Source organism: Bacillus altaicus (assembly GCF_042136375.2).
In the GTDB taxonomy this organism is placed as follows: domain Bacteria; phylum Bacillota; class Bacilli; order Bacillales; family Bacillaceae_G; genus Bacillus_A; species Bacillus_A cereus_U.
The window spans coordinates 4,799,810-4,814,478 of record NZ_CM143394.1 but is presented as its reverse complement, the minus strand read 5'-3'; the positions used below and the strand labels follow the sequence as shown (position 1 = coordinate 4,814,478).

Here is a 14,669-nt window from a genome sequence, read left to right as displayed (position 1 = left end):
TTTTTTAGAAAATTTACATTTATCAATTTATATTTCTTTAGATTTTATGTATTATTAGAGTAATGGGGGTAATGAGAATGGAGGAGGACAATGCAACAAACATTAGAAAAAATAGGCAAGCAAGTCTTTTATAAACGGCTACAGCAAAAAATGACACAAGAAGAATTATGTCAGGGCATTTGTTCTGTCTCATACTTAAGTAAGATCGAAAATGGAAAGATTGAAGCATCAGAAGAAATTCTACAATTGCTCTGCACAAGACTAGAAATTGCTGTGACGGATTTGAGAGATGTAGAAGAAGATGTGAAGGTGAAGTTGGACGAGTGGTTGAATGCATTAATCCGTTTGGACAAGGCACAGGTTGAACGTATATATAATGAATTACAAGAAGATATGCAACATGTTTTAGATTTTGAAATTATAAATTATTATAAACTACTTAATATACGTTATTTAATGATAAAAAGGGACTTGCTGACGATTGCAGAAGAGTTGGAGAAACTTAAGAAGGCATATAAGAAATTCTCACCTTTTCAGAAGTTGTTGTATACGTATAGTAAAGGATTATTATGCTGTTTACAATATAAGTGGAAAAAGGGATTAAGTTATTTGTTAGAGACAGAAATCATGGCAAAAGAGCTAGGATATCATGAGACAGGAATTTATTATAATATCGCTCTTACTTATAGTCATTTGGAAATCCAACATCTTACGTTGCATTTTGCAAATATTGCACTAGAGGCATTTAGAAATGAGTATAAATTTAGGAACGTGATAAACTGTCAAATTCTTATTGCATTAAGTTATGCGGAACAAGGGCAATATGAAGAAGCTTTAGAAATGTATGAGAGTATACTGAGGGAATCAGGGGCTTTTGCAGATAAAGACGTTCTAATGGCTATTACTTTAAGTAATATTGGGAATATATACTATAAAAAGAAAACATATAATCAAGCGAAAGATTATTATTTAGAGAGTTTACAACTTCAAAAACAAATAGATTTAAATTATATAGACACATTATATGAAATGGCATTAGCGTGTATTAAATTAGAGCAGTTTGAAGAAGCAAGAGAATGGATTGAGAAAGGTATTGGCGCTGCTAAACGTGAAGAGAGATTTAATACAAAATTGTATTTACTGCTTATGCTTCGAAATAAGTATTTTGAAGAGGCGCGAGAGTATAAACAATTTCTAGAATTAGAAGCTATTCCGTTTTATAAATCAGCAGGTAATAAAATAGAACTGAAGAAAGTATATGTGGAGCTTGCGGAATATTTTTCGAAGTTACTAAACTTTGAGCAAAGTAATCACTATTATAAGCTAGTTATTGAAATGTTAGAAAAGCATAAGGAGGATGAAAAATGAAAAAAGCATTAGCTGGAATTTTAGCAGTTGTAGTAGTACTTACAATTGTCGGCGGAGTACAGTATACGAGTAAGCCGGATACTTATGGATTAGATGCTAGTGTATCACAAACTGTAAATGTATGATAATGAAAAACCCCTTTCCAAACGGAAAGGGGTTTCTCATTATTTGTTCCCTAAAATTCTACAAAACTTGAGAAAAAAATTATTTGAATTTTTAGTATATTAATAGTGGAAACATAATGCTAATATGAAATTACTCTTTTTCAAAAATTTTTTATTAGGGGGAAGGTTATATGAAAAGGAAGAGTTTAGCGTTAGTGTTAGCGACAGGAATGGCAGTTACTACATTTGGAGGGACAGGCTCTGCATTTGCGGATTCTAAAAATGTGCTCTCTACAAAGAAGTACAATGAGACGGTACAGTCACCTGAGTTTATTTCTGGTGATCTAACTGGAGCGACTGGTAAGAAAGCGGAATCTGTTGTGTTTGATTACTTAAACGCGGCAAAAGGTGATTATAAGTTAGGAGAAAAGAGTGCCCAAGATTCTTTCAAAGTGAAACAAGTGAAAAAAGATGCTGTAACTGATTCAACAGTAGTACGTATGCAACAAGTTTACGAGGGAGTACCTGTATGGGGGTCTACTCAAGTAGCTCACGTAAGTAAAGATGGTTCTTTAAAAGTACTGTCTGGAACAGTTGCGCCTGATTTAGACAAGAAGGAAAAGTTGAAAAACAAAAATAAGATTGAAGGCGCAAAAGCAATTGAAATCGCGCAACAAGATTTAGGGGTAACACCTAAATATGAGGTGGATCCAAAAGCGGATTTATATGTATATCAAAATGGTGAAGAAACAACATATGCATATGTTGTGAATTTAAACTTCTTAGAGCCAAATCCAGGAAACTATTACTATTTCATTGAAGCGGAAAGCGGTAAAGTGTTAAATAAATATAATAAACTTGATCATGTAACGAATGATGATAAGTCACCAGTTAAGCAAGATGCTCCTAAACAGGAAGCGAAAGCGGTTGTAAAGCCTGTAACAGGAACGAATAAAGTGGGAACTGGTAAAGGTGTATTAGGAGATACGAAATCGCTTAATACAACGTTATCTGGATCATCTTACTACTTACAGGATAATACGCGCGGAGCAACGATTTTCACATATGATGCGAAAAATCGTTCGACGTTACCAGGAACATTATGGGCAGATGCAGATAATGTTTTCAATGCAGCATATGATGCAGCGGCAGTTGATGCTCATTACTATGCAGGCAGAACATATGATTACTATAAAGCTACATTTAACCGAAATTCTATTAATGATGCGGGAGCACCATTAAAATCAACAGTTCATTATGGAAGTAAATATAATAATGCGTTCTGGAACGGCTCACAAATGGTCTACGGAGATGGTGATGGTGTAACATTTACTTCGTTATCTGGTGGCATTGATGTAATTGGCCATGAATTAACACATGCTGTTACGGAAAACAGTTCAGATTTAATTTATCAAAATGAATCAGGAGCGTTAAATGAAGCAGTTTCTGATATTTTTGGTACGTTAGTAGAGTATTATGATAACCGTAACCCAGATTGGGAGATTGGTGAAGATATTTATACACCTGGTAAAGCGGGAGATGCACTTCGTTCTATGAGTGATCCTGCAAAGTATGGTGACCCAGACCATTATTCTAAGCGTTACACTGGTTCAAGTGATAACGGTGGAGTTCATACAAACAGCGGAATTATTAACAAACAAGCTTATTTATTAGCAAATGGCGGTACGCATTCTGGTGTAACTGTAAATGGTATCGGCAAAGATAAATTAGGTGCAATTTACTACCGTGCAAATACACAGTATTTCACGCAATCTACTACATTTAGCCAAGCGCGTGCTGGCTTAGTGCAAGCAGCAGCTGATTTATATGGTGCTAGCTCTGCAGAAGTAGCAGCAGTTAAGCAATCATTTAGTGCTGTTGGTGTAAACTAAGATATTTCTATTCGTAAGAGATATATATTAATAGAATATACTTCAAAAAATAAAGAAGGAGCCTATGCTCCTTCTTTATTTTTTTCTCCATTTTTTCCACAAATAAAATAATCCAACACAACCTGCGATTGTAATAATCCATTTCGCTTCATTTGTTCCGTTAATGACATGATATGCAGAATATACTTCAATCAATAAGGCTGGTACTTTCCCTATTGTACTGGCAATACTGAAAGAGAGTAATGACATTTTGCCGAGAGCTGCAAATAAAGTAACGATACTGGACGGAATGAAAGGAATAAAACGAAAAGATAGGACGAGTAGAAATGCCTCTCTGCCTTCTACGTAAAGAAGACGTTCTACCTTTGGATACTTATTTACTTTATCGTGAGTGAACTTTTGAAGGCCTATGCGATAAATATAAAACGAGATAATAGCCCCTAATGCCTCACCTGAGATCGAAATGATTGTGCCATTTGTTACACCGAAGAGCTGTATATTAATGGCGGTCAAAAAAATACTAGGGATAAAACCTAAAAGACTGATGATGATGTTGATTAAGATACTAAGTGGAATTGCGATTGAATAATAGTCTGTTAAGAAGTTTTGAATTGTTTCAGCCATTTTATAAAATCCTTTATCTTTTTTTGCATTACACCATATTTCCATTGTATAGGCAAGTGCAAATTTACATAATGTAGAAAACAGTTGATAGAAAGGGATTTGTATACCTTATATAGGTATCGGGTATATAAAAGTAGGGGTATATTTATTCTATTTAAAAAACACTCCATAAATCCTATATTTAAAGGGTTTATGGAGTGTTATGATTGGTGTTTTCATCCGGGAAATAATAATAAAAACAGGGGGGTATATTTTAAGGTAGGTGGAAAACAGTGATTTGATGAAAAAGATTGGAAAATATAGCAAAATGAAGGGGGATTTTAAAATTGTATGCATTTTTCCTTTGTGAAATTGACTTTTAGTGGAGTTACGATAATAATCATGGAAGAGGTGATACGATGAAACGACTAAGTAGTCTTTTCCTAAGTAGTTTATTAGCACTAATGCTGATTTTAAGTGGATGTGCAGGAAAAGAACAAAAAACAGAAAAAACAAAAGAGGATCATTCTACATCAGTAGAAAAAATTAGTGATAATATTTTAGATGAAATGGAAGGGCCACCTAAAAATGGTCATACGATTGAAAGGCATGTAGGCAAATCAGAAGAGGATTTGAAGAATCGTTTGAAGACAGATAAAGTTTCAGCGGCAAGTACATACTATGATAAGGAAACAGCGACAAAGGCTGTGAAAGATAGTTTAAAACAACATGATAAAGAAATTCAGGATTGGTTGAAAAACTCTAAAGAGGCTCGCCTTGTATTGAATACAACTCATTCATTCCCAGTTGGAAAAACAGTAATAAAGAAAAATATGAATGTAAAAGACAAACTAGTAAAGACTGTTACTGTTTTAGCGAGAGATAAATCAGGAGATCTAGGATTTAAGATTATTACTTCTTATCCATCAGATAAATAAAGGGGGAGTATATATGTATCCAACATTACAATACTTTCTTAAATCGTACTGTACGTTAAGTATTCATGAGGATGAAATAGTAAGTGTGATGGAAGAGTTTATAGAGCAAGAAGACGAAGAAATTGTTTTGAAATTACGCGATGAATTAGTAAATATGAAGAAAAAGAACGCGTGGGAAGAAGCGTGCGTATTAGCTGCGAAGCAAGGGAATCGTATGTGGTCTTTAGAAGAAACGAAAGACCATCTTGAAACTTTTTTACTATTATTGCAAAAGAAAAAGGCGTGAGTAGATCACGCCTTTTTCTTTACGCTTTTTGAAATTTGTCCGTTTGATATTATCTCATTGTTTTGGGGCACTTTTATATACGCTTTTTGAAATTTGTCCATTTGATATTACTTCACCGTTTTGTGTTACTTTTTTATACGTAACCGCTGTTATTTTATCACCAGTATTACTAATTACTTGAGAAGAAACTTCAACATTTTTACCAGTATTTGTACCGAAAATACGTGTAGTAATACTGCCACCATTTGAAAATGCTTGAATGTAAATATGCTTACCTGTATTGTTTTTAAATTTTAAATCCGGACCATAATCTGCCACTGCTGCATCTTGCCCAAGTGGTAAATAATTTACAGGCAGAGAATGATTGCTTCGAGAAACAATTCCTAAATCTGCCCTTAAAGCTGCGCTATATAAAGTACTACTTACTTGGCAAACACCTCCGCCTGCACTTTGTATAACTTTACCTTGTGAATATACTGCTGCGGATTTATAGCCATTTGCAGCATCAGTTACGCCAACACGGCCATTAAAACTAAACGTTTCATCAGGTGCTACAATAACTCCACTTAAAGTATTAGCTGACTTATTTACGTTATAGGACTGATTTCCATTACGGCCAGCCATTGGGGTAGAGTATTCAGCAATCACTTCTTTAATCCCCATTTGTTGTATATCTTCTGTAGAACGTTCAGGTTTTATTGGTGTAACTGGTAATGCGACATCGGATGTGCCAGAAGTAATAGCCTGATTTGTTAAAGGGGTTAATTGTCCTTTATCAATTTTTTCCCCATTTTGACTTTGGCTAATATTCACTGTAGAGCCTTCAACACTTAATTCGGCGTTGACAGGATTTTTTAATGTTTCATTATATTTATCCTTTATAAAGGTTTCATAAGTTGTTGTATTTAATTGTGGTGTTAATTTATAGTCACGTTTTACTTCACCTTTTTCAGCTTGCTTACGCATGTTGTAACGATTCATTACGTTTCCTTCTTGTTCTTTAAAGATATTGTCGACAATATCCTTCTCTTTATAATCTACTCCTAAATCTTTCCATGTGTAATTTTGTTTATCATTTTGGAATACGTAGTTAAGAGATTTTTGATTTAATTCATTCACCTTTTGATTAACAATGGCTTGAATATCTGCTTTATTTTTTCCATCAAGAGAAATACCTTCAAATGTAGTGTTTGGTAGTGCAGTTGTATTTAGTTGATTATTTAATTTGGATACATATTGATATCCACCAACACCACCAACACAAAGTAATATGCCACCAGCAATAGCGGAACCAATCAGTATTTTGCTTAGCTTCATTTATTTCCCCCCAGAAAAATTTGTATAAATATATGTATTACATTTTTTGTATAAAAATGATGAAAATAACATTATGTACGTACTAGTATACTATTATTTTCACTACGCGTGTAATGTTTTTATAAAAAATGTTACACCGTTGTAATAATTGTCTCTTTTTGTCACAATATGCATGAGAAATATGTTGAAAATTATAATAAAAAGGCTGCTTAGAAAAATCTAGCAGCCTTTTTATTATAATTTTTTATGCTCATTTTTATTCGTAACACCGAGATGTTCTTGAAGTGTTGTCGATATATCATTAACACTTTTTTCGTTTGGAACGTAATAATAAATACCACCTATATATTTATCAGTACCTTCCACTTGCAATTTATCCATTTTTAAATTTGAACCCATTGAATTTTTTGCAATAGTCATCATATCATCAAAAGTTAAATTTGTTTTTAAGTCTGTATCGACAGCATCTAATAGGCTTCCGATTTTATTAATGGAATTGAGAGATAGTGCTTTTTCAGCAATAGCTTCTAAAACAAGTTGTTGTCGTTGACCGCGCATATAATCACTGTCAATATGGCGAGTTCTAGCTAGTGCAAGTGCTTCTTCTCCATTTAAATGTTGACGCCCTTTTTTTAGGTGAATTGCATCTGCTTCGTCGCTACTGTTTTGTTCTGTGAACTCAACTGGAACGTCGACAGTTATACCACCTAGAGAATCAACGATCTTGATAAAGGATTTGAAATTAAATTTTACGTAGTAATCAACTGGGACATCTAAAAATTTTTCTACTGTATCAATTGTGCTGTCTACACCACCGAATACGTGTGCATGTGTAATTTTATCATATTTATCACGTGATTTAATGTAGACGCGTGAATCACGTGGAATGCTGACTAGTTTAACAGATTTATCATTTTTATTAATTGTTGCAAGTAGTAATGCATCTGTACGAGTCGCTTTTCCGTAACCTTTTTCCCTAATATCACTTTCATCAACACCCATGATCAGGACAGAAATATTATCAGTCATAGGTTTAACAGCTTTTTCACGTTTGCTGGATTTATCTCCTCGGCCGAGTTCAGAATAGGCGTTGCTTAAGACGGATTTTGCTTTACTGTATATATGGAAGGAATAGCCTCCTGCTCCCATTGCTACAATAAGTAAGGGAATAAGAAGGAACCAAAGTAGGCGCTTTTTCTTTGAACGTCCTTTTTTGGCTCGAGTTTCGTTGTTAATGTCGGATTTCATCATTTTTTCTCCTTTAAAACAATCAAAGTGTATACATCTAAAAGTGTATTAAAACACATAAAAAATATTTTACGCTAAATAAAAGGTATTGTACATGTATAAAAAATAGATGTCTTGATTATTTATCCCGCATTAACGGGCAGTAAAACTCCCACCTCAAAGTCCAGCGAATGCAAGGAAGTTAGGTGGGAGATAACTGCCCGATTGGTTCAACTAATAATCAGTGGGGGATAGCCCCCTCTGATTAAAGTTTCACTTTATAAGACATCTATTCGTTAGTGTATACAAAAGACAGGGATAAGAAAATGATAAAATTTTACCTAATTAAAGCATAATACTTACAATAATCGCAGATAAAATACTAACAAGAGTAGCTCCGTATAGTAATTTTAGGCCGAAGCGGGCAACAACATTTCCTTGTTCTTCGTTTAACCCTTTTACCGCACCGGAAATAATTCCAATGGAAGAAAAGTTGGCAAAAGAAACGAGGAAGACAGAAATAATACCAACTGTACGGATAGAGAGAGTGTTGGAAATTTTACTAAGATCCATCATTGCTACAAATTCATTTGTTACAAGCTTTGTTGCCATAATGCTACCAGCTGTGACAATTTCAGAACTTGGTACGCCGATCAGAAATGCAATAGGAGCGAATACATAGCCTATTAGTTGTTGGAAAGTAATGCCGAATATAATGAGGAATAGGTCATTAATGCAACTCATTAATGCGACGAATCCAATGAGCATAGCACCGACGACAATTGCTACGCGAAAACCATCAAGAATGTATTCTCCAAGCATTTCAAAGAAACTTTGTTTTTCCCCTTTGATTTCCAAAATGTCTTCATCATCGTTAACGTCGTAAGGATTAATAATGAGTACGATAATAAAACCACTAAATAAATTGAGAACGAGTGCGGTTACTACATATTTTGGTTCAATCATCGTCATATAGGCACCGACAATGGACATAGATACTGTTGACATAGCAGAGGCGCAAAGTGTATATAGTCTATGTTTTGGAATTTGGGCTAATTGTTTTTTTACCGTAATAAAAACTTCTGATTGGCCGACAATAGCGGAAGCAATGGCGTTGTAAGATTCTAATTTCCCAAGACCGTTTATTTTACTGAGAAAGAAACCAATCCAATGAATGAAGAATGGTAGTATTTTGAAATGTTGTAATATACCAATTAAGACGGAGATAAAGACAATCGGTAATAATACGTTAAGGAAAAATGGCATTTCCCCTTTATTTGCAAGACCGCCAAATACAAAGTTTATACCACTGGCAGCATATTCAAGTAGCCTCGTAAACAGGTTGGAAATTATCGTAATAAGTATGAGGCCAACTTCTGTATTTAATAATAAATAGGTTAAAATTAACTGTATAATAAGCATGATGAAAATTGGTTTGAATTTAATATGTTTTTTATTGTTACTAGCAATGTAGGCAAGGAAAAAAACAACGATAAGTCCAACGAAAAAAGTGATAAATTTCATAATAAGCCCCCTAAAAAGAGATATTCTGATATATATATGTTTTTCATTTAAAGTGAGAATATACATGTTTGGTAAAGAGAGGAATAGAGGAATCATGAATATATGTAGAATACATCACGTTGCAATTATTTGTTCAAATTATGAAGTGTCAAAGGATTTTTATACACGAATATTAGGTTTCAAAGTGAAGAATGAAGTATATAGAAAGGAACGAAATTCGTATAAGTTAGATTTATGTGTAGGAGGAGAGTATCAAATTGAATTATTTTCATTTCCAAGTCCGCCTGACCGCGCAAGCTTTCCAGAGGCTACTGGCCTTAGACATTTAGCTTTTGCGGTTACTGATATAGAAGATGCTGTTAAACATTTAAACCGATGCGATGTTGAGACGGAATTGATACGTGTTGACGAGATAACGGGAAAAAAATTCGTCTTTTTCCAAGATCCTGACGGTTTGCCATTAGAATTGTATGAGGGCTGAAAATTGGTGAATTTTATATAGGGTTGCTTTCAAGTAAATGAAGAAACTAAAGTGAAACTTCTTTATTTAAAGGAGGTGTAACTTTAGCTAAGAAAAGCTAAAGGACATATGTGGATATTTTAAAATTATTGATGGTAGCAGTTCTTATTGCGCTAACAGGTTTCTTTGTAGCTGTAGAGTTTGCAATTATAAAGGTACGTAGCAGTCGTATCGATCAACTCGTTAGTGAAAAAAGACGAGGCGCATTGGCAGCTAAAAAAGTAACTTCAAATTTAGATGAGTATTTATCGGCATGTCAGTTAGGAATTACGATTACTGCTTTAGGGCTCGGGTGGTTAGGAGAACCGACGATTAAACATTTACTCGAACCGCTGTTTTTAAAATTGGATTTATCTCCTGCAATTGCAAGTACAGTTTCATTTATTATTGCATTTGCAGTTATTACGTTTTTACATGTTGTAATTGGTGAACTTGCTCCAAAGACTTTTGCAATCCAAAAAGCAGAGCAAGTTAGCTTATTATTATCAAAGCCCATTATTTATTTTTACCGAGTTATGTATCCATTTATTTGGGCTTTAAATGGCTCTGCACGATTTGTGACAGGCTTATTTGGTTTACATCCGGCTTCTGAACATGAAGTTGCGCATTCTGAGGAGGAACTAAGATTAATCTTGTCTGAGAGTTATGAGAGTGGCGAGATTAATCAAACTGAATTTAAATATGTAAATAACATCTTTGAATTTGATAACAGGGTAGCAAAGGAAATTATGGTACCTCGTACTGAAGTTGTTGGCTTATATGAAGATGAGCCGTTTGAGACACATATTAAAGTAATCGCACAAGAAAAATATACGAGATATCCAGTATTTGGTGAAGATAAAGATGAAATTATTGGGATGGTTAATGTAAAGGACCTATTTATTCGTTATATGGATGGTAATCGAGATGAAGAGTGTTCGATTACACCATATACACGTCCAGTTATTGAAGTGTTAGAAAATATCCCAATCCATGATTTACTATTGCAAATGCAAAGAAGGCGCATTCCATTAGCTGTATTATATGATGAATATGGTGGCACAGCAGGGATTGTTACATTGGAAGATATTTTAGAAGAAATTGTTGGAGAAATCCGAGATGAATACGATGAAGATGAGAATCCACCTATAGAACATATAAGTGAAGTGTGTAAAATTGTAGAGGGGAAAGTGCTTATTAGCGAAGTAAATGATTTATTTGGCATACATTTGGTCGCTGATGATGTTGATACAATTGGTGGTTGGATTATGGTACAAAAACAGATCGTTGCTGAGGGGGATATTATTGAGGAACACGGCTTTTCTTTTAAAGTTCTTGAAAAGGATATGCATCAAATTAAGCGAGTTGAAATAAAGAAAGTAGAAGAATGAATGGATTTTCTATTATATAAACTTTAATAAAAAGTATATATAGAAAAATAAATGTTTGCGCTTTCAAAAAAGGTGCTATATAGTGAAAGTGGATACTGAAGAATTCATTTAATGATACTCGTATTTTATAGGGCGAATTCTTTAGATAAGGATTTAGAATGAAAAGTATAGGTGATGAAAAATGATAGCAGCGAAGGATATACGTATAGAAAAAGATTTTTTAGGTGAAAAGGAAGTACCGAGTGTAGCTTATTATGGTGTACAAACATTACGCGCCGTAGAAAACTTTCCTATTACAGGATACCGCATTCATCCGTCACTCATTACGGCAATGGCAATTGTAAAAAAAGCGGCAGCGCTTGCGAATATAGATACAGGTTACTTAGCTAAAGATATCGGACAAGAAATTGCAGAAGCTGCACAAGAGATTATGGATGGAAAGTTCCATGATCAATTTATTGTAGACCCAATTCAGGGCGGGGCAGGTACTTCAATTAATATGAATACTAATGAAGTAATTGCTAATAGAGCGTTAGAACGTATGGGATACGAAAAAGGTGAATATGCGAAAATTAGCCCAAACACTCATGTGAACATGGCCCAATCAACAAATGATGCGTTCCCAACTGGGATTCATATTGCAACTCTTATGATGCTAGAAGAACTTCTTGTTACAATGGAAGAACTTCACTCTGCTTTTCATGATAAAGCAAAAGAGTTTGATCACGTTATTAAAATGGGGCGTACACATTTGCAAGATGCAGTTCCAATTCGCCTGGGGCAAGAATTCGAAGCATATAGCAGAGTGCTAGAGCGTGATATAAAAAGAATTAAACAGTCTCGTCAACATTTATACGAAGTTAATATGGGTGCGACAGCTGTCGGTACGGGATTAAATGCAAACCCTATGTACATTGAACAAGTGGTTAAACATTTACGAACATTTAGCGGATTCCCTCTTGTTGGTGCAGAGCACTTAGTTGATGCGACGCAAAATACAGATGCGTATACAGAAGTATCTGCAGCACTAAAAGTATGTATGATGAATATGTCTAAAATTGCAAATGACCTTCGTATTATGGCGTCTGGTCCACGTGTTGGGTTGGCGGAAATTCAATTACCAGCTCGTCAACCAGGTTCATCTATTATGCCGGGTAAAGTAAATCCAGTTATGGCAGAAGTAATTAACCAAGTTGCTTTCCAAGTAATTGGAAATGACCATACAATTTGCTTAGCGTCAGAAGCTGGACAATTAGAGTTAAATGTAATGGAGCCGGTATTAGTATTTAATTTAATTCAATCCATCAGTATTATGAACAATGGATTCCGTGTATTCCGTGAATATTGTATTAAAGGAATTACAGCGAATGAAGAGTTGCTTAAGCAATATGTTGAAAAAAGTGTTGGAGTTATTACAGCAGTGAATCCTCATATTGGTTATGAAGCAGCTTCTCGCATTGCACGTGAAGCAATCGCGACAGGAAAGTCTGTTAGGGAGCTATGCTTAGAACATGGTGTACTTACAGCAGAAGAGCTTGATATTATTTTGGACCCATACGAAATGACGCATCCTGAAATTGCTGGTGCATCTTTATTAAAAAATAAAAAAGTATAAAATAAAACACCGATCCCCCTTATATAGGGATCGGTGTTTTATTTTAAAAGATATTAAATACAGAGTTAAGTTGAAGTAAGCTAATAATAGCTAAGAAGATTAAACTATATTTCATCACTGTTTTAAATAAGGCAGATTCTTGACCAACTAGTCCAACTGCTGCACAAGCAACTGCTACAGATTGTGGTGAAACCATTTTTGCGATTGTACCACCAACTACGTTTAATGAAACGAGAGTAGATGGAACGAGGTTTAACTGATCGGCAGTTACTGCTTGAAGTGGTGCGAATAATGAACCACTTGATACGACTGAACCTGTAATGAATACGCCAATCCATCCTAAAATTGGAGAAAGAACTGGGAATGCATTTCCTGTAGAAGAGAATGCAAGTCCAAGTGTAGATGACATACCAGAGTAGTTCTCTACGTAAGCTAAAGCGATAACGCTACAAATTGTATATACTGGAACTTTTAATTCTTTTATTGTTTCGATCATTAATTCTTTAATCATTTTGCCGTTTACGCGGTAGACGATAAGTGAAACGATAATTGCTAATACAATCGCAGTAGTTGTAGAAGAGAATACATCTAGTTTGAAAATAGCTGCGAAAGGTGTATCAGCCTTTGTAATTGGTGCAGTTTTTATAACCGCATTATGAAGACCAGGGAATTGAATGTTAAATACTAAGTTTGCCAATGGACCATCCGGAGCAAATAAAGCTTTAATTGGTTTTAAATTAAAGATTGTTACAAATGCAGTTAAGAATACGAATGGAGACCAAGCATATAAAATTTGATTGAATGTATGAGATTCTTTTTCTTCTTGTTTTTCTTCTTTAGCAGAAGATTTTGGTTGCCACACACGTAAGAATAATGCAAGAGAGACCATACTTACAACGGCTGCGAAAATATTAGTAAGTTCTGCACCTAAGAAATAAGTTACAAGGAACTGAGTAATTGCGAAAGAAACACCACTTACAAGAATACCTTGCCAAGTTTCTTTAATACCTTTAATTCCATCTACCATTGAAACAAGTAAGAAAGGTAAAACAATGCTAATGAATGGTAAAATGTAAACAGTTTGACGACCGACAGTTAATGCATCAAGCTGAGTTAATTGTGCAGGTACTGTAACTGGAATACCCATAGCACCCATAGCACCACCAGCGATATTAGCTACTAAGCAAATACCGGCTGCCTTTAATGGATTAAAGCCCATACCTACAAGTAATGCTGCTGTAATAGCAACTGGAACACCGAAACCAGCCGCGCCTTCTAAGAAAGCACCGAAAGAATAAGCAATTAATAATACTTGTAAACGTTGATCATTTGTAATGCTTGAAATACTATCACGAATGACATTGAATTGTTCTGTTTTAACAGTTAATTTGTAAAGGAAAATGGCTGCGATAACAATAGTACAAATTGGATAAAATCCAGATAAAACACCAAATCCCGCAGATGCTACGGCCATAGTTGCTGGCATTTTATAAACAAATATTGCAAGAATAATAGCTACAATTACACTATAGAGACCAGCAATATAACCTTTCATTTTGAATCCCACTAAACAAATAATGAAGCAAAAAATTGGGAGTGCAGCGATTAGTGCAGATAACCAAATGTTGTTTAATGGGTCATAAATTTGTGTCCAAGTACTCATAATAATGACAACTCCTATCTATTATATGTGAAGAAATTCACATTATTTGTGAAATAATTCACAATCAACTTACATGCTTAGTATATTCTCCTTCAACACTATTGTCAACGTAAAAAAGTATAATTATTCCATAATAGTGTTAAAAGAAAAGCTTTGTTCATAAAGTAGACAAAAAGCGCATTCAGATGAATTTGAGTGCGCTGTATAATTTATTTGCATATTCTTTTACTTGTTTATATGTC

The 14,669-nt window shown here is 34.5% G+C and carries 13 protein-coding genes; 8 read left to right on the top strand and 5 right to left on the bottom strand.

Annotation, left to right across the window (positions count from 1 at the left end):
- The first annotated feature begins 90 nt into the window (after positions 1–90).
- The 3 genes from ACE38F_RS24900 to ACE38F_RS24890 all read left to right on the top strand — a co-directional run bounded on the left by ACE38F_RS24900 (position 91) and on the right by ACE38F_RS24890 (position 3,364).
- The gene (locus tag ACE38F_RS24900; protein WP_002159334.1) at positions 91–1,368 is read left to right on the top strand and encodes a tetratricopeptide repeat protein; all 1,278 of its coding nucleotides are present in this window, start codon (positions 91–93) and stop codon (positions 1,366–1,368) included.
- Positions 1,365–1,493: an NprX family peptide pheromone gene (locus ACE38F_RS24895; RefSeq protein ID WP_002159333.1), complete on the top strand. Its 129-nt coding sequence runs from the start codon at positions 1,365–1,367 to the stop codon at positions 1,491–1,493. The genes ACE38F_RS24900 and ACE38F_RS24895 overlap by 4 nt, the downstream gene beginning before the upstream one ends.
- Positions 1,494–1,663: 170 nt before the next feature.
- On the top strand, positions 1,664–3,364 hold the full coding sequence (locus ACE38F_RS24890) for a M4 family metallopeptidase (RefSeq protein WP_002159332.1): 1,701 nt from the start codon (positions 1,664–1,666) through the stop codon (positions 3,362–3,364).
- A 75-nt stretch (positions 3,365–3,439) separates the two neighbouring features.
- Here ACE38F_RS24890 and ACE38F_RS24885 read toward each other — a convergent pair whose 3' ends face one another.
- On the bottom strand, positions 3,440–3,988 hold the full coding sequence (locus tag ACE38F_RS24885; RefSeq protein WP_002159331.1) for a TVP38/TMEM64 family protein: 549 nt from the start codon (positions 3,986–3,988) through the stop codon (positions 3,440–3,442).
- A gap of 398 nt (positions 3,989–4,386) precedes the next feature.
- On the opposite strand from ACE38F_RS24885, the gene ACE38F_RS24880 reads away from it, so the two are divergent.
- Entirely contained in the window at positions 4,387–4,905 is a 519-nt protein-coding gene (locus tag ACE38F_RS24880; protein WP_215555200.1) for an RNase A-like domain-containing lipoprotein, read from the top strand.
- Positions 4,906–4,918: 13 nt separating this feature from the next.
- A complete protein-coding gene (locus ACE38F_RS24875; RefSeq protein WP_002113995.1) occupies positions 4,919–5,191 on the top strand; it encodes a hypothetical protein in 273 nt (90 codons plus the stop codon).
- Positions 5,192–5,245: 54 nt separating this feature from the next.
- On the opposite strand, the gene ACE38F_RS24870 is transcribed toward ACE38F_RS24875, so the two are convergent.
- From ACE38F_RS24870 to ACE38F_RS24860, 3 genes are all read right to left on the bottom strand, one after another.
- Positions 5,246–6,508, bottom strand: a complete 1,263-nt coding sequence (locus ACE38F_RS24870) for a VanW family protein (RefSeq protein WP_375370777.1) — start codon at positions 6,506–6,508, stop codon at positions 5,246–5,248.
- A gap of 234 nt (positions 6,509–6,742) precedes the next feature.
- Positions 6,743–7,759 (bottom strand): LCP family protein, encoded by a 1,017-nt coding sequence (locus ACE38F_RS24865; protein ID WP_375370778.1) that lies wholly within the window; start codon positions 7,757–7,759, stop codon positions 6,743–6,745.
- 321 nt (positions 7,760–8,080) lie between these two features.
- Entirely contained in the window at positions 8,081–9,259 is a 1,179-nt protein-coding gene (locus ACE38F_RS24860; protein ID WP_375370779.1) for a NupC/NupG family nucleoside CNT transporter, read from the bottom strand.
- Positions 9,260–9,353: 94 nt separating this feature from the next.
- Here ACE38F_RS24860 and gloA2 point away from each other — a divergent pair, with 94 nt between their 5' ends.
- The 3 genes from gloA2 to aspA all read left to right on the top strand — a co-directional run bounded on the left by gloA2 (position 9,354) and on the right by aspA (position 12,764).
- On the top strand, positions 9,354–9,740 hold the full coding sequence (gene gloA2, locus ACE38F_RS24855; protein ID WP_215555203.1) for an SMU1112c/YaeR family gloxylase I-like metalloprotein: 387 nt from the start codon (positions 9,354–9,356) through the stop codon (positions 9,738–9,740).
- A gap of 110 nt (positions 9,741–9,850) precedes the next feature.
- The gene (locus tag ACE38F_RS24850; protein ID WP_375370780.1) at positions 9,851–11,149 is read left to right on the top strand and encodes a hemolysin family protein; all 1,299 of its coding nucleotides are present in this window, start codon (positions 9,851–9,853) and stop codon (positions 11,147–11,149) included.
- Positions 11,150–11,330: 181 nt separating this feature from the next.
- On the top strand, positions 11,331–12,764 hold the full coding sequence (gene aspA, locus ACE38F_RS24845; protein WP_215598088.1) for an aspartate ammonia-lyase: 1,434 nt from the start codon (positions 11,331–11,333) through the stop codon (positions 12,762–12,764).
- 43 nt (positions 12,765–12,807) lie between these two features.
- Here the strand turns inward: aspA and ACE38F_RS24840 are convergent, their stop codons facing one another.
- Positions 12,808–14,427 (bottom strand): L-lactate permease, encoded by a 1,620-nt coding sequence (locus ACE38F_RS24840; RefSeq protein ID WP_375370781.1) that lies wholly within the window; start codon positions 14,425–14,427, stop codon positions 12,808–12,810.
- Positions 14,428–14,669 lie beyond the last annotated feature (242 nt).